At 71.9% G+C, this 15,357-nt stretch carries 15 protein-coding genes; 5 read left to right on the forward strand and 10 right to left on the reverse strand.

Translation table 11 applies throughout. From position 1 onward, the window contains the following. Positions 1-20 precede the first annotated feature (20 nt). The 3 genes from ACFYP3_RS12285 (at position 21) to ACFYP3_RS12295 (ending at position 3,928) form a co-directional block, all read left to right on the forward strand. On the forward strand, positions 21-1,640 hold the full coding sequence (locus ACFYP3_RS12285) for an FMN-binding glutamate synthase family protein (protein ID WP_388830734.1): 1,620 nt from the start codon (positions 21-23) through the stop codon (positions 1,638-1,640). A gap of 35 nt (positions 1,641-1,675) precedes the next feature. After that, positions 1,676-3,427, forward strand: a complete 1,752-nt coding sequence (locus ACFYP3_RS12290) for a thiamine pyrophosphate-dependent enzyme (protein WP_388830736.1) — start codon at positions 1,676-1,678, stop codon at positions 3,425-3,427. Positions 3,428-3,559: 132 nt separating this feature from the next. Beyond that, positions 3,560-3,928: a PRC-barrel domain containing protein gene (locus tag ACFYP3_RS12295; RefSeq protein ID WP_388830738.1), complete on the forward strand. Its 369-nt coding sequence runs from the start codon at positions 3,560-3,562 to the stop codon at positions 3,926-3,928. Positions 3,929-4,013: 85 nt separating this feature from the next. Here ACFYP3_RS12295 and ACFYP3_RS12300 read toward each other — a convergent pair whose 3' ends face one another. From ACFYP3_RS12300 to ACFYP3_RS12345, 10 genes are all read right to left on the reverse strand, one after another. Further along, the gene (locus ACFYP3_RS12300; RefSeq protein WP_388830740.1) at positions 4,014-4,601 is read right to left on the reverse strand and encodes a DUF2231 domain-containing protein; all 588 of its coding nucleotides are present in this window, start codon (positions 4,599-4,601) and stop codon (positions 4,014-4,016) included. Between the two features lie 104 nt (positions 4,602-4,705). Next, positions 4,706-5,137, reverse strand: coding sequence for a CBS domain-containing protein (locus tag ACFYP3_RS12305; protein ID WP_388830742.1), 432 nt, complete (start codon positions 5,135-5,137; stop codon positions 4,706-4,708). Between the two features lie 29 nt (positions 5,138-5,166). Beyond that, the gene (locus ACFYP3_RS12310) at positions 5,167-6,471 is read right to left on the reverse strand and encodes a cytochrome P450 (protein WP_388830745.1); all 1,305 of its coding nucleotides are present in this window, start codon (positions 6,469-6,471) and stop codon (positions 5,167-5,169) included. A 35-nt stretch (positions 6,472-6,506) separates the two neighbouring features. After that, a complete protein-coding gene (locus ACFYP3_RS12315; protein WP_388830747.1) occupies positions 6,507-6,914 on the reverse strand; it encodes an actin-binding ADF family protein in 408 nt (135 codons plus the stop codon). A 46-nt stretch (positions 6,915-6,960) separates the two neighbouring features. Beyond that, positions 6,961-7,215 carry a hypothetical protein gene (locus ACFYP3_RS12320; protein WP_388830749.1) on the reverse strand — a complete coding sequence of 85 codons (255 nt, stop codon included), beginning with the start codon at positions 7,213-7,215 and terminating at the stop codon, positions 6,961-6,963. A gap of 105 nt (positions 7,216-7,320) precedes the next feature. Further along, complete coding sequence (locus ACFYP3_RS12325; protein ID WP_388830751.1) at positions 7,321-7,521, reverse strand: hypothetical protein; 201 nt, start codon at positions 7,519-7,521, stop codon at positions 7,321-7,323. Positions 7,522-7,649: 128 nt separating this feature from the next. Further along, entirely contained in the window at positions 7,650-8,546 is an 897-nt protein-coding gene (locus tag ACFYP3_RS12330) for an oxygenase MpaB family protein (protein ID WP_388830753.1), read from the reverse strand. Between the two features lie 394 nt (positions 8,547-8,940). Next, complete coding sequence (locus ACFYP3_RS12335) at positions 8,941-10,083, reverse strand: MBL fold metallo-hydrolase (protein WP_388830755.1); 1,143 nt, start codon at positions 10,081-10,083, stop codon at positions 8,941-8,943. 127 nt (positions 10,084-10,210) lie between these two features. After that, positions 10,211-11,746: an MFS transporter gene (locus ACFYP3_RS12340; RefSeq protein ID WP_388830757.1), complete on the reverse strand. Its 1,536-nt coding sequence runs from the start codon at positions 11,744-11,746 to the stop codon at positions 10,211-10,213. A 104-nt stretch (positions 11,747-11,850) separates the two neighbouring features. Then, positions 11,851-13,227, reverse strand: coding sequence for an acyltransferase family protein (locus ACFYP3_RS12345; RefSeq protein WP_388830759.1), 1,377 nt, complete (start codon positions 13,225-13,227; stop codon positions 11,851-11,853). Positions 13,228-13,686: 459 nt separating this feature from the next. On the opposite strand from ACFYP3_RS12345, the gene ACFYP3_RS12350 reads away from it, so the two are divergent. Together ACFYP3_RS12350 and ACFYP3_RS12355 are read left to right on the forward strand one after the other, a co-directional pair. Beyond that, positions 13,687-14,010 (forward strand): hypothetical protein, encoded by a 324-nt coding sequence (locus tag ACFYP3_RS12350; RefSeq protein ID WP_388830761.1) that lies wholly within the window; start codon positions 13,687-13,689, stop codon positions 14,008-14,010. A 353-nt stretch (positions 14,011-14,363) separates the two neighbouring features. Beyond that, positions 14,364-14,933, forward strand: coding sequence for a hypothetical protein (locus ACFYP3_RS12355; protein ID WP_388830763.1), 570 nt, complete (start codon positions 14,364-14,366; stop codon positions 14,931-14,933). Positions 14,934-15,357: the final 424 nt, after the last annotated feature.

Genomic DNA, 15,357 nt, shown 5'->3' on the forward strand with positions numbered 1-15,357 from the left:
AGACGGCCCCGGCCCCGGCGATGCTTGGCGCGCGGTCGTCGGGACACACGCGGGACGTGCTGAAGAAACTCATCCTGATCCTGCCCGGCGCCGCGGCCGCGCTCGCCGCGGTCGCCGCCGTCCTCGTCTCGCCCTGGTGGTGGGCCGTGGCCGGCCCCTTGCTGCTGCTCGCCCTGGTGGCCGCGTACGACCTCCTGCAACGCCGGCACTCCGTCCTGCGGAACTACCCCCTGCTCGGACACCTCCGGTTCGCCCTGGAGGGGCTGCGGCCGGAGATCCAGCAGTACTTCATCGAACGGAACATCGACGGCAGCCCCTTCGACCGCGACACCCGCAGCATCGTCTACGAGCGGGCCAAGGGCACCGACGCCGAGGAGCCCTTCGGCACCGAGCGCGACCTCCACCGGCCCGGCAGCGAGTACCTCACCCCGTCCATGGCCCCGCACCCGGTACGGACCGACCCGCCCCGGGTCCGGATCGGCGGACCCGACTGCACCCAGCCGTACGACATGGCCCTGCTCAACGTCTCGGCGATGAGCTTCGGATCCCTCTCCGCCAACGCCGTCCTCGCCCTCAACACCGGGGCGCAGGCCGGGGGATTCGCCCACGACACCGGCGAGGGCGGCCTGTCCGAGTACCACCTGCGCCCCGGCGGGGACCTCGTGTGGGAGATCGGCACCGGATACTTCGGGTGCCGAACCGACGACGGCGGCTTCGACGAGCGGCAGTTCGCCGAGAAGGCGGCACACCCGCAGGTCAAATGCGTTTCGCTGAAGATCAGCCAGGGGGCCAAACCGGGCATCGGCGGCGTCCTGCCCGGTGCCAAGGTGAACGCCGAGATCGCGCGGGTCCGCGGCGTGCCGCAGGGGCGGACCGTCATCTCGCCGCCGTTCCACCGCGTGTACTCCACCCCCCGCGAACTGGTGCGCTTCCTGGCCCGCATGCGTGAGCTCGCCGGCGGCAAGCCCGTCGGGTTCAAGCTGTGCGTCGGCTCGCGGCGCGAGTTCCTCGCCGTCTGCAAGGCCATGCGCGAAGCGGACGTCACCCCCGACTTCATCATCGTCGACGGGGCGGAGGGCGGCACCGGCGCCGCGCCCCTGGAGTTCGCCGACCACGTCGGCCTGCCGCTCGGCGACGGCCTGATGACCGTCCACGACGCCCTCGTCGGCTCCGGGCTGCGGGACCGCATCCGGATCGGGGCCTCCGGCAAGGTCGCCACCGGCAGCGACCTCGTCAAACGCCTGGTCCAAGGCGCCGACTTCACCAACTCGGCCCGCGCCATGATGTTCGCGCTCGGCTGCATACAGGCCCAGCGCTGCCACACCAACACCTGTCCCGTCGGGGTCGCCACCCAGGACGAGCGGCGCGCCCGGGCCCTGGACGTCGGCGACAAGGCGCAGCGCGTACAGCGCTACCAGGAGGCGACCGTCAAGAGCGCGCTGCAGATCATGGCGGCCATGGGCGTCGACGGCCCCCACGAGCTGCGCCCCCACATGCTGCTCCAGCGGGTGGACCCGCACACCGTCCGCTCGTACGCCGAACTCCACGACTGGCTCGCCCCCGGAGAACTGCTCGCATCGCCGCCCGAAAGCTGGGCAGCCGACTGGAATGCGGCCGACCCCGACCACTTCACCCGCTGAACCGGCCGCCGAACCGGCAAACGAAGGGCACCCCCATGGCACGTACCGTCGCCCACGTCATCGTCGACGCACTCGAGGAACTCGGCGTCCAGCACGTCTTCGGCGTCGTCGGAGACGCCTTGAACCCGCTGACCGACGCCATCCGCACATCCGCCGGCCTGAACTGGGTCGGCTGCCGGCACGAGGAGGCCGCGGCCTTCGCCGCCTCGGCGCAGTCCCAGCTCTCCGGCACCCTCGGCGTGTGCATGGGCACGGTGGGACCCGGCTCCGTACACCTGCTCAACGGCCTTTACGACGCGGCCAAGAGCCACACCCCCGTGCTGGCGATCTGCGGCCAGGTCCCCCTCGCCGAGATCGGCAGCGACTACTTCCAGGAGGTCGACAACGACCTGCTCTTCCGTGACGTCGCCGTCCACCGGGCCACCGTCACCTCCCCGGAGCAGATGCCGCGCCTGCTCGAATCCGCCGTACGCGCCGCCGTGACCCGGGGCGGAGTCGCCGTCCTGACCGTCCCCGGCGACCTGGGCGACCAGGAAGTGCGCGACGACCGGCCCACGCGCTTCGCACTCGACCGCGCCGTCACCCGGCCCGACGACCCGGCTCTCGCCAGGGCCGCCGAACTGCTGAACGCCGCCTCCCGGGTGACCCTCCTCGTCGGCCAGGGCGCCCGGGAAGCCCGTACCGAGGTCCTGCAGACCGCCGAGCTGCTGGCGGCGCCCATGGTGCTCACGCTGAAGGCGAAGGAGGGCTTCGAGGACGACAACGCCTTCCAGGTGGGCCAGACCGGTCTCATCGGCAACCCCGCCGCCGCCCACGCGCTCGACAGCGGGGACGTACTCCTCATGCTGGGAACCGACTTCCCCTACCGTGAGTGGTACCCGAAGAACGTCAAGGTGATCCAGGTCGACGCCCGAGAGGACCACCTGGGACGCCGCACCCCCGTGGACGAGGGCCTGGCCGGGGACGTCGGCGCCACACTGCGGGCCCTGCTCCCCCTGCTGAAGGCGGCCCCGGACCGTGCCCACCTCGACGACGCCCGGGAGCGCTTCCAGCACTGGCAGGAGGGACAGCGGCGGCTGGCCGACCCCGCCCACGAGCACCGCTGGACCGGGAAGCTGCGGGCCGCCCTGGACAACCCCGAGCACGCCATCCGCCCCGAGGCGCTGGCCGCGGCGGTGGACACGTACGCCGCCGACGACGCCGTCTTCACCTCCGACACCGGCATGGCCACCGTCTGGCTCTCCCGCTTCGTCACCATGCGCGGCGATCGCCGCCTGATCGGCTCGTACAACCTCGGCTCGATGGCCAACGCCATGCCCCAGGCCCTGGGCGCCCAGCTGTGGGCGCCCGAGCGGCAGATCGTCGCGCTGTGCGGGGACGGCGGCTTGAGCATGCTGCTCGGCGACCTCATGACGATCAAGACGTACCGCCTGCCGGTGAAGCTGATCGTCTTCGACAACCGCCGCCTGGGCATGGTCAAGTTGGAACAGGAACAGGCGGGCCTGCCCGAATTCGGCACGGAACTCGACAACCCCGACTTCGCCGCGGTCGCCACGGCCCTCGGCCTGACGGGCATCCGGGTCACCGACCCGGCCGATCTCCACGAGGCCGTACGCCGCACCTTCGAGACACCGGGGCCGGTCCTCCTGGACGTGCTCACCAACCCGGAGGAAGTGGCCGTGCTCGGCAAGCCGACCGTGGCCCAGGGTTGGGGCTTCGCCGTAGCCAAGGCCAAGGAACTCCTGCCGGGCCGCGACGGGACACCGCCGCGCGCGGAGACGGCCTGACCCACGGACCCATCCGCCTTTTCCCGTAGTGCGGTTGAACACAGAAGACGTGCGTGCACAACGGGATATCCGGGGCATACGCCCTTCAAGAAGCTGGTTGATCCATTCACTCACCGGAGGAGTTGTTCTCACGTGACCGAGCATGTGTGGAGTTACAAGTCGACGTCGGGCCACCTGGCCGGGACCGATCTGACCGGCTACAAGGTCGAGGCGGTCGACGGCAGCATCGGCAAGGTCGACAAGCACTCCGACGAGGTCGGTGACGCCTACCTGGTGGTCGACACAGGGGTGTGGATCTTCGGCAAGGAGGTCCTCCTGCCGGCGATCACCGTGATCTCGGTCGACCCGGACGAGCGGACGATCCACGTGGACCGCACCAAGGAGCAGATCAAGAACTCCCCGGAGTTCCACCGGGACAAGCACCTCGGCGACGCGGACTACCGCGCGCAGCTGGGCCACTACTACGGCCCCGCCGGCCCCTTCGGCGGCCCGATCGCCTGACGCGCCCGGAGGGAGGGGCCCGGACTCGACGAGTCCGGGCCCCTCCGTCAGTTCACGCGTCAGCTCACTCCGTCAGACCGCCCCGTCAGCTCGCCGGGTGCGCTCCGACGGCCTGGCGGTAGGCCACGTGCCCGCCCAGCGCGCCGGTGACGGCCACGGCGGCCAGCCCGGCCAGCGACCACAGCCGCCCCTTCGCCGTACGGCCGCGGAGCCGCGCGGTCAGGGACAGGGCGTAGCAGGTCACCGCGGCCGCGTTGGAGGCCACGTGGGCCAGCCCGACCCGGGCCTGCTCCGGCGGCAGGTCGGCCCAGTCCGCCCAGCCGGCGATCGCCGCCGGGGCGACCCCGACCAGCCCGACGCCCGTCAGGGTGGTCGCCGCATGCTGCGCTCCCGGTAGGACCTCCACCACGGCGGCCGACAGCCAGCAGCCGATCGGCACCTGCACCAGCACGGGATGCAGGGGGTGGCCCAGCGGCCTGCCCCGCAGCAGATCGCGCATGCCGCCCAAGGGGAGCGCGCGGATTCCCCGCTGCATCACCCTGATCGCCGGATCGGCCACCGTCGTCCGCTCGATCCGGTCCAGAGACTTCAGCCAGCATGCCGACACCGCATCGAGCGCCGGGACCGGCCCGGCTGTCTTCGTCTTCGAGGTACCGGGGACGTGTGAGTTCATACCCGACGCCTACCCGGAGCCGCGCGGCGATCCCACCGTGGCGCCGACTGCACTCGAACGGACGCCGGACGGACGGCCCCCCACCGGGGCAGCCGGGGCGGGCGTCAGCTGCCGGGCTCCGCGGCCGAGATCGCCGCCAGGGCCGAGCCGGGGTCCTGTTCGACAGCGAGGTCGCCCAGGGTGACGACGCCGACGAGGTCGCCGTCCTCGGTTTCCACGGGCAGGCGCCGCAGCGCGTTCCGGCGCATGAGGTCGAGGGCGTGGTCGACCCCGTCGTCGGGCCGTACGGTGACCGGCGTGCTGCTGCACACGGCATGCACGGTCGTCTCCGCGGGATCCCTGTTCTCGGCCATGGCACGCACGACCAGGTCCCGGTCGGTCAGGATGCCGCGGAGCCGGCCCCCGTCGACGACGAGGACGTCCCCGATGTCGGCGTCCCGCATCACCCGCGCCACCTCCGCCAGCGACGTCGTCTTCTCGACGGCCACCGGATTCTTGGTCATCACCTCGTGGACACGACGGACACGTCGGGTCATGGCTCCTCCCACTGCTGGGCGCCCGTGTCTCAGGACTGGCGCTGGAACGGCCGGGCGCGGTGACTCCGCGGCTGATGTGCGACCTCCATGACGAAGCCGCTGCGGGGCCGGGTCGGAATCCGGCCCAGCGGGATGGACAGGTCCTGCTGGGGTACGGCGAAGTCCAGATCGGCCAGGGCCGGCGCGAGCGCGGCGAGCAGGGAGACGGTGGTGTCCTCGCCCGGGCACCGGTGGCCGGTACGTGCGTCGCCTCCGCCCTGGGGGATCAACAGGTCGCGGTCGGGCTCGTGACCCAGGAAGCGCCCCGGGGAGAAGTGGTAGGGCCGCTCCCACAGATCCGGGTCGTGGTGGTGCCCGTACACGTCGAGGAGGAGATGGGTCCCGGCGGGGACCTCGTGACCGTCGAGGGTGATGTCGTCGACGGCGACGCCTCCGATGAAGGGGACGAAGGGGTAGAAGCGCCGGACCTCGTGGGCGTACGCCCGGGCGTACGCGGGCCCACCGTCCCGCAGCTGTTCGCGCTCGCCGGGATGGCGGTGGAGGGCGTGGGCGGCGAAGACGGCGAACCACGCGATGGCCACGGTGGGACGGATGATGTTCAGCAGTTCGACGGCCGCCGTGTGCGGATCGAGCAGGGCGCCGTCCTGATCGCGGTGCCGTGCGACCGCCTCCAGTGGGCTCCCGGCCACTGCCGCGTGCCGGGACGCGGCGAAGATCCCGTCGGGGTGCGGTCCGGTGGCGCGGAGGTCCACGACGGCGGCGGCGAGGGCCTGCTCCTGGCGGCGCCGGGCGTGCCGGGCCCGTAGCCGCCGGGGCCCGGCCCCGGCCGACCCGTCGATCATGGTGACGCAGTCCTCGGCGATCTCCCGCGCGGCGTCCGGCGGGACCGGCAGGCCCACCCAGTCGCAGACCGCCCGCGTGAGCAGGACGGCCACCTCGTCGAAGAGGACCACCCGACGGCCTTCCCAGCCCGTCACGGCTTCGCGCCAGCCGCTCTCGACGCTCTCGGTCAGGCCGTGGATGGCGTCCGGTGACATGAGGAGGGAGACGAACAGCTCCTTGCGCACCCGGTGTGCCGGCCCGTCCAGGCTGTGCACCGCGCCCTCGCCGAAGAGCGGGTCGAGCACCTGCGCGGGGAGGGCGCCGTGCCGCTGGACGTGGTCCGTGTCGTAGAAGAGGGCGACGGCCGCGGGCCCGTGCAGCAGCGCGGCGGGACGGCCGAACAGGTGGGTGCGGACCACGGACGCACCGTGGTGGGCCCGGCGCAGGTCGGGACCCCATGCGTAGCCGTGGGCCAGCAGGGACAGGGTGCTGTCGGTCAGGACTGCGGACATGTTCTGCACCACCTACCTGATCACGATCACGTTCTTCAGACCGCCTGGGACGCGAGCTCGTTGTAGGCCAGATGGGACAGGTCCGTGGCCCGGACGGTGACCTGGATGCCGTCGAGGACGTCCTGGAGGACGCGCTCGGCGGAGGAGTAGGCGAGCCTGTGCTCGGGCGGCGCCGCGTCGGGAATCCAGAAGATCATCACCAGGTCGCTCCTGCGGGCGCCGTCCGCCGAGGCGTAGTGCAGGTCGTACACGACGAACCTGGGCTCGTCGGCCGGCAGCGACGCCAGCAGCTCCTCGTGGGTGAGGTTGCCCTGGCTCTCGACGACCACCGTCTCCAAGGACTCGTTCAGCCGGTAGACGAGCGTGTTGATCTCCCGTTTGCTCTTCAGCTCCTGCAAGGCGCTCAGGCAGCTGTCGTCCACGGTGATACCCCGGCTGCTCACGACGATCTCCGATCTCTCCGGGTGCGGCGAGGACGTGCGCCCTGGGTCACCGGTCCTCGCTGTCCTCGGTCTCCTGGGTGCGATCGGCTCCCTGCGGATGCTGCCGGGTCTGCTCCTCCCGGCCGATCCCCGGGCTCTGCCGCTTGGCGGAATGGCCCGCGGCGCCGCGGCGATCGGACTCTCCCGCACGGCCGACGACCGCCTCGTCCGCCTCCTCGCGGGCCTCGTGGTCCCCGCTCTCGCCGACGGCCTCCGACGGCGGGGTGGGCGCGGGGTGACGCCGCTGCTCGGGCTGACTCATGTGGTACCTCCTCGATGAACCCGGGCCGGTTCTGGCCAGCCGGGCCGGTCGCGGTACGCGGGCCGCCTCGCGTCGGTCGGTCCGCGTACGTGGTCGTTTCGGGGATCAGTCGTCTTGGGGGCTCACCCAGCGTGTGCCCTTCCCGCGCGGCTCTTCGGTCTGCTGCGGACGGTCGAGCCGGCTGGCCTCGTCGGTGTCGGCTGCGGCCGTCTTCTCATCATCGCGGCGGTCGGCGCGCGGCGCGTGTCGGTCCTGTGGCTCCCCGTGGTGCAGCGGGACTCCTCCTGCTCCGCCCTGCTCGTCCATGTCCGTCCTCCTCGCTCCTGCTCCTCGAGCCGCTCCTGCCGCTCAAGCCCCCGGCCCCCTTCTGGCGGCTGCCCGGCCCCAGGCCGGCGAAACCCGGACGCGGCCGCACCCCACCGGGCCGGTGCCCGTCACCCGACCGGCTGGTCGGCGGCCCGGGCCGGTACGGGCGCCGGAGACAGCGACCACCGGATCAGCCGGACCGCCACGCGGGCCGCGGGCCCGACCCACCACCGCTCCAGCGGCAGCCGCCGGGGCAGCCCCAGCTCCGCCCGGGCCCAGTCCGGCAGCAGCACGACCGCACCCGCGGCCAGGGCCGCGTACGGCGGGCGCAGCACCCACGGCAGCGGCGGGTGGCGCAGGATGAAGCGGGCCGCCTCCCTCGCTTCCGGTGTGCCGCGGAGCTGAGGCCGGTGCTCCTCGATGCGGGCGTCGAGGTCCGCGACGCTGCGCGGCGGGTCGGTGACGCCCAGTGCCTCGCCGACCCTCGCCATGCCGGCCACGTACGCGTCCTGATCCGGACCGCTCAGCGGTCGGGCGCCGTAGCGCTGGTGGGAACGCAGGAAGCAGCTCAGTTCGGCGTCGTGCACCCATGCGAGGAGGGCCGGATCCGTGGCCGCGTACGGCTCACCCCCTGGAGCCCGCCCGCGGACCGTCCTGTGCACCGCGATGACCCGCTCGACCGCGCGTTGGGCGTCGTCGGCCGTACCGAAGGTGGTGACGGCCAGGAAGGTGCTGACGCTCTGGAGCCTGCCCCAGGGGTCTTCCCGATAGGCGGAGTGCCGGGCCACGGCGGCCATCGCCAAGGGGTGCAGGGACTGCAGGAGGAGGGCGCTGATCCCGCCGACGAACAGGGCGGCGTCGGCGTGGACCCGCCGCACCGGGTGGGCCGGCCCGAACCAACGCGGACCGGGCGTGAGGTGGATCCGGTCCCGGGTGGCCGGGCCGTCCGGCCCGGCCACCCGCAGGAAGAGCGCCTGGCCCAGGCGGGCACGGGCACCTGTGACGACGGTCCTCCACTGGCCCATGTGAGCAGTATGCCCACCTGTCGGCTCCGTCGGCGGTTCGGCCGTTCCTTCGGCTTGGCCGTTCCACCGGTCGGGGGCCGTTCCACCGGTTGGGTCGTTCCACCGGTTCGGCGGTTCCTCCGTCTGGCCGTTTCCCCGGTTACGCCGGGCGGTGCCGTCGGGTCCGCGGCCCGGGGGCGGCTGCTGAAGCGCCGCTGCCGGGGGTTTGCCGGCTGCTCCGTTCCGGCCGGGGAGGGCCGGGAGACGGGGCGTCCGGGTGCCGTGCGGATCCTGGCGGCAGCCCGTCGTGCCACCGGCCGCTGCCGCGTGTCATCGGGGGAGGGGTGCCGCGCGGCAGCGGCCCGGTGCGAAAGCCCTACACCCCCACGGTGCGGGCTTTCGTCATTCTCGCGTGTTACCCGTCGACGTCTTCGTAAACGCCACTCTTTGACGGTGCACGGTTTCTTGACGTCCCATCAGGTGAAACCCCTGCCGGGGAGTCGGGCGGTGGGGAGTCCGGTGTCGGGTTCCGGAGTGCGGGGCGGGACCACGGCGCGTCCACGCCGTCGGACTCCGGCCGCAGCCCGAGCTCGTGGAGCTGGTTGACCGCCGACATGGCGGTGAACATCGCGTTCGGGTTGGCGCCGCCACCGCCCAGTTCGGCGGAACGTTTCGCGAAGTCGGCCGTGAACGCGCTCGGTTGGACCCGCCCGCTCTCGCCGGTCAGCTCAAGCGCCGCCGCCTGCAGTGCGGTGGCCTGCTCCAGCAGCCCGTCCAGGTAGGAGACGACCTCGGCGCCACGGCGCAGGGCGAAGGTGTGCCCGTCGGTGAGGACTGCGGCTTCCCCCTCCTCGAAGAGGAGGGCGACGGCGCCGAGCACGGTCTGGAGCTTGAGCTGGTCGGCGTCAGCCATCGCACCGCAGGGGCCGTTGCCCTCATCGGACAGGTGGAGGACCCCGCAGTCCCGCAGGTGCACGATCACGTGTCCGGCGCAGTGCCCCTGACTGCGCAGCACACGGACCGCACCGTCGGCGAAGGTCCAGCCGGTGAAGCGGAGCGATCCGATACGAATCCGCTCCAGCGGCCGCTCCTCGTAGGTCCGGGTCGTCGCGCCGAAGGGCCGCATCGGCTGGAACAGCGACATCAACCTGTCGGCGAGTACGGACGGGGCGGGCAGTGGCGCGAGCCCGACGATGCGGTCGAAGGACCGCACCCAGTACTGCGTCGGTTCCCGCATCTGGTCGAGGTCGAGGGCGGGCACGTAGTGGTCCACCGGCACGCCCAGCTCGTCGGCCAGATCGTTGTTGGCGACGTGGTCCACGTGACCGTGCGTGGTGAGCAGCAGTGCCCGGGAGCAGCTCCCCACCCGGTTCGTCGCCTCCCGCAGCGCCGCACGGAAGGTCGCCGTGACGCCGGTGTCGACCAGCACCAGGAGGTCGCCGACCCGGTGTACGAGGGCGTTGGCGACGTCCGGCTGATCGTGTTCGACGGACAGTTCCTGCCCGAGGACCAGCACGGTCCGATCGTCGATCTCGATGAGATCACCGAGTGCGGTCACGGATCCTCCCGAGGTCTCGTACGGGGTCCGGGTCAGGGGACGGCTTCGAGTCCGGGTTGGATCCGGATCAGGCTCGCCCCGACGCTGGGGACCACACGTCCCCTGGGGACCACACGTCCCCTGCCGATCAGGCGTCCCCTGCGAACGAGCCTACGCCGCGCCCGGCGTGGTGTCCGCCGCTGCGGCTGCCGCTGCCGCTGTCAGCAGCGACGGGTCTGGTACGGCACGGGCGTCGGCACCGGTGCGGACGGTGTCGGGCACCTGCGCACGGCGACGAGCAGCATCGACGCGATTCCGCCCGCCACGACGAACAGCGTGGTGCGGATCCCGTCGGCGACGGCGATGCGGAGCGGCTCACCGGAGAGGCCGTCGAGGCCGGCGGTCGCCACCAGGACCAGGACGGCGAGGCCGACGGCCGCGCCCACGCCGGAGCCCGTGGAGGCGATGCCCGAGGCGACGCCCTGCTGTCGGTCGGAGACCCCGGTGGCGGCGGCGATGAACATGGCGGTGAAGACCACCCCGTCGCCGATCCGACGGCCACGAGGCCGGGGAGGAGACCGGCGTACGTACCGTTCGGCGAGATCGCGAGGCCGAGTACGACCGCACCGAGCGCGCCGATGGTGAGGGCCGCGGCCAGCGTGCGCCTGAGGCCGAACCGTGTGACGAGCCGGCCCGCCGTCGCCGAACCGGCCACCACCACGGCCGTGGGGACCAGGAAGCCGGCGCCCGTCTGCAAGGCGTCGTAGCCCAGGAACTCCTGGAAGTAGATCGACAGAAAGTAGAGCACGGAGCCGAAGGTCGCCATGAACATGAAGGCGATGACGACACCGGTGATCAGGTTGGGGTTGGCGAGTACCCGCGGCGGCATGAGCGGATCGGAGCTGCGCCGCTCGATGAACACGAAGGCGGCGATCAGCAGGAGGCCCGCCGCCGCGCTCCCGAGGATGACCGGCGAAAGCCATCCCGAGCCGGGGCCCTGCACGAGGGCGAACACGATGAGCGTGACACCGAGAGAGATGCTGAGCGCACCGGGCACGTCGAACCTGCGGCCCTGCTCGCGATCACCGTCCCGGGGGATCACCACGAACGCGAGCAGCAGAGCCGGGACGGCCAGGGCGACGTTGACGAAGAAGACCGCCTCCCAGCCGAACACCTGCGTCAGCAGACCACCGAGCAGCACCCCGACGACGAGTCCGGCCGCACCGGAACCTCCCCAGATCCCCAAGGCGCGATTGCGGGCGCGGCCTTCGGCGAAGGTGGTGTTGATGATCGCCAGGGTGGTGGGGAAGACCAGGGCTCCGCCGAACCCCTGGACCGCGCGGGCGGCGAGGAGCACCGCGGGGGTGGTCGCGAGGCCTCCCGCCAACGCCGCCACGGCGTAGAGCGCGAGGCCGGTGGCCAGGATGCGGCGTCGTCCGAGCAGGTCCGCGGCACGCCCGCCGAAGAGGAGGAAGCCGGCCGAGGCCACCGCGTAGACGCTGATGACCGACTGCAGCGTCTGCGCGGAATAGCCCAGGTCGGCTGCGATGTCGGGCAGCGCCACGACCACGATGTACTGGTCGAGCGAGACGATCAGCATGGCGAACGAGAGGAGCACCAGCGTCGCCGTCTCACGGTTCCGACCGAGGCCGCCGGGCGCGGAAGAGGGCTGTACGGCTCCCACGGCAGCACTCCTGACTCGCCGAGAAGGACGACTGCCACGACCCTATACAGCCGGGGCTCGTCCATCCCGGCAACGACCCACGCGGACGGCGGCCGGGCAGCCACTCAGGCCCGGGACGTACGGGACAAGGGCTCGTCGGTGTCGGCCCCGGCGGGGGCAGAGGTAGCGGCAGCGGTCGCGAGCGTGGCGGTCGCCGCCGGTACGGCTCGCGGCCAGCGTCGGTCCACCGCCTTCTGCACACGTCGGCCGACGCGCTGCATCGGCATCTCGACCAGGCGGTACATCAGGTGGCTGACGGCCATGACCACGCCGAGGAAGGTCGCCGTCCAGAGGATCCGGCCGAGCGCCGAAGACGGCTGCGGGGGAATGCCCACCAGCGGTTCGACGATGCGCAGCAGCGGGATGTGCAGCAGGTACACGGAGAAGCTGATCGCGCCGAGCCACGTCAGCACCTTGGGGAAGCGGCGCTCCCGGAGGAGGAAGCCGATGCCGAAGAGGGCCCAGGCGGCGACGTACGCGATCGACCAGGCCTCCCAGCCCGCGGACCAGGTCCGGTCCAGGGCCTCGCCGTGGTTGTACAGCGGGCCGACGACGACGCCCGCGACGACGACGGAACCGCAGGAGAGCAGGGCCGGGAGTCGGGCGAGCTGCCCGTGCTGCGCCCGGTACACGACGGTCCCTGCGAACATGGTCGCGAAGATCATCCAGGTCTCGAAGGCGGTGGCGCGGCTGTTGAGCGCGACCAGGACCAGGCCGACCCCCGCGAGCACCAGGGCGGCCGCCCCGGTCAGCGTGCGCCTGCCGCTCAGCACGCCGACGAGGCCCGCGAGCACGATCGGCGCCACGATCAGCACGAGCTGCCGGGCCGAGCCGATCCCCGCGCTCACGAGCTGCGTGCCGACGGCCGTACCGACCGCCAGCGCGACAGCCGCCAAGCCCACCGCGATCGGCGCGCTGTGCCGGTGCAGGCCACGGGTGAACAGCGCGGTGACGAAGAAGTAGAAGACCATTTCGTAGCAGAGCGTCCAGGTGACGTTCATGCCGTTGATGACGCCGAGGAGGTCCTGGAGCATCAGGCCGTTCGCGATCAGCGAGGCCAGGTCGTCGCCGGTGCGCAGCAGCGCGACCGAGCCGTCCCCGGCCGGCAGCAGCATGATCGAGAGGACGAAGGCGGCGATCAGGGCCGGGTAGATCCGGAAGATCCGGCCGATCCAGAACGCGCGGACGTCCCCGCGTCGCTCCAGCGAGGCCGGGATGATGTAGCCGCTGACGATGAAGAAGAGCATGACGCCGAAGAGGCCCATGTCGAAGTTGCGCCAGACCACGCCCCCGAAGGGCAGCATCCTGAGCACGTCGAAGTGGTGCAGTGCCACGACGAGGGCCGCGATGCCACGGAGCGCATCCAGCCAGCCGAGCCGGGCACCGGGTGCGGCGGCCGGGGCGGCGGCCGTCAGCTGGGTGTGGGGGGATATGTGCTGCACCCGGGGACGATATCCGACCCTCGGGAGTGCCCAGTCGGCCGTGGAGCGGCAAGGGTCGGTGGCTGGACCTGCTCCTTGACCCATCGGGGAACGCCTCGTGAGCTCCGACTGGAAGATCATCGACGACAACCTCGGTCCGCCCGAAGGACGATGGGCGGGTGGATCTCACGGACGTGAGCGCGCGCGACGTGACCTCACCCCTGGGGCAGCGACTGTGACGAGGATCGCTCGCGGACGGTGGGCGCGCCGGCCCCGGTCGCACCGGGATGGGCGCGGGGCGAGGATGGAAAGGCGGCCCCGGCTCCCGTCTCGGCCCGCGGACGCGGACGGGCATGCGGCTGGCGGTCGAGGACGCCGGTGCCGGACGGTGCCGGCGACTGACCGGGCCCGAGGGCCCGACCCGGGGCTCCGGGCGCGGGGCCGAGGCTCCGATTTGATTCGCCCCGTCAAGGAAGACTCATGAACCGTCGCACACGCCTCCTCGTTCTCAGTCCGCTCGCGGCGATCACACTCGTCGCCGCCCCGACCGCCCTCGCGGCGGTCGCCCCATCCGCGCCGGCCGCCTTCCCGGCAGCGACCTGTTCCACCTCCGGCGTCCTCGACAACGGGAAGGTGCACCTCTCCGGTGGCGGCTTCACTCCGGGCCCGGCCTACGTGTACGGATCGGCCGGCTTCGGCGGGACGGTCGACATCGCCCAGAACGGCGGCTTCCAGATCATGAACGTGCCGCCCGGCCAGTACAGCGTCCGCCAGGGCGGCGAATTGACCCAGTGCAGCAGCTGAAAGGCGGGGATCTGCGCCCACACGGCTAATGCGACGACGAGTCGCCCACCGATGCCTCTTCCCGGGCGGCGATCACCGCCCCCCACATCCGCCTTCAGGTCCTGGTCCCTGAGCTGGCCGGCCCCGCCCAGCAGGCCGCAGATGCGACGTACGCGGTGCGCAAGGCCACCAGCCGCACCGAGCTGGACGCCCGGCGGCACGCAGCCAAGGAAGCGTCTGTGGCTTTCATCGCCGCGGCCGCCGCGCTGTTGAGCCCCGACAACCACTGATTAAGGGCGACCTTGCCGGTCCCCTCCCCACGGCACTCGTACGCTCTCGTGGCAGATGTCTCTGCTGGCGTCGCCTGAACGCTGGTGTCCGGCGGGATCGAGGGCGCCGTCCGAACCTCAACCCTCCGCCTTGCCATTCTCGTTGAAGATGGTCATCGGCTCATCGCTCGGGCTCCGAGTAAATACCGTGCAAGGATCTCGCCCTGCCTCCACGACTGGCACGGTCCCGGATACGGCAACCGGGACCTCGCGATCCTGATCGAGCACGCGGACGACCTGCTGACGTCTGGCTTCCTCGGGCTGTTCGTATCGGTCCTCGCCCAGGCGGCCTGGAGTTCCCGCCTACGCCTGGGCGATGACGGCGAGCTTGCCGAGTGGCGGCAGCGCATAGCGCAGCACTTCGTCTTCCTCCTGGACCACACGGGCCCCGTTGCCTTCACCGAGGAGGCGGCCGTCGACTGGCCTGGCGGAGACCCCGCGTCCGCCCCCTGGACGGTCGGCCCGCTCTCCTTCGCGGACAACGAGATCCTCAGCGGCACGACCATCAAGGCCATCAAGCTGTTCCGAGACCACCTCGGCTGCTCGATCCACGATGCCCTGGCCATCCTCCAGTCCCGCTCCGAGCACCTGCGCCGCGAGCAGGGGGACGACTGAACGCGCCCACGTGTCGACCGCCCGGCGTGTTCGCCCTGCGCCCGTCCTCGACCAGCACTGGTACGGAGCGTCGTCGGACTGGCCGAGCAGCTCGGCGGCTGAAGACCGCGTAGGGGCTGAAGCCACGGGGGTACGAACGGTGGCGGAGGGTGACATTCGGGGCGCTGGGCGGTGAGGCGCCCCACAGGACCCACGTCACATACGAACGCCGATAGTGCACCCCGAAGGGCACCACCACACCCCCCTCACACCCGTCTTCACCTGCTGGGACGTTGATCGCGGCAGGGACGGGCCGTAGGGCCCCGTCTGCGAGGCGGGCTAGTACGCGGGGTCTTTGCCAGGCCGCCGGGTGGTCGGTAGAACTGGATGAGTCGCCGGGCGGCACGGGTGGTTCACCCGCCGCCGACGAGCCCCTCTCCTCCGT

This window comes from Streptomyces sp. NPDC005533 (genome assembly GCF_042871845.1).
Taxonomy (GTDB): domain Bacteria; phylum Actinomycetota; class Actinomycetes; order Streptomycetales; family Streptomycetaceae; genus Streptomyces.

Excerpts from the sequence above, each read along its gene's own strand:
- ACFYP3_RS12300 (WP_388830740.1), bottom strand. The coding sequence starts at position 4,601 with ATGAACTCACACGTCCCCGGTACCTCGAAGACGAAGACAGCCGGGCCG.
- ACFYP3_RS12325 (WP_388830751.1), bottom strand. The coding sequence starts at position 7,521 with ATGGACGAGCAGGGCGGAGCAGGAGGAGTCCCGCTGCACCACGGGGAG.
- ACFYP3_RS12330 (WP_388830753.1), bottom strand. The coding sequence starts at position 8,546 with ATGGGCCAGTGGAGGACCGTCGTCACAGGTGCCCGTGCCCGCCTGGGC.
- ACFYP3_RS12290 (WP_388830736.1), top strand. The coding sequence starts at position 1,676 with ATGGCACGTACCGTCGCCCACGTCATCGTCGACGCACTCGAGGAACTC.
- ACFYP3_RS12285 (WP_388830734.1), top strand. The coding sequence starts at position 21 with ATGCTTGGCGCGCGGTCGTCGGGACACACGCGGGACGTGCTGAAGAAA.
- ACFYP3_RS12305 (WP_388830742.1), bottom strand. The coding sequence starts at position 5,137 with ATGACCCGACGTGTCCGTCGTGTCCACGAGGTGATGACCAAGAATCCG.
- ACFYP3_RS12350 (WP_388830761.1), top strand. The coding sequence starts at position 13,687 with ATGAACCGTCGCACACGCCTCCTCGTTCTCAGTCCGCTCGCGGCGATC.
- ACFYP3_RS12310 (WP_388830745.1), bottom strand. The coding sequence starts at position 6,471 with ATGTCCGCAGTCCTGACCGACAGCACCCTGTCCCTGCTGGCCCACGGC.
- ACFYP3_RS12320 (WP_388830749.1), bottom strand. The coding sequence starts at position 7,215 with ATGAGTCAGCCCGAGCAGCGGCGTCACCCCGCGCCCACCCCGCCGTCG.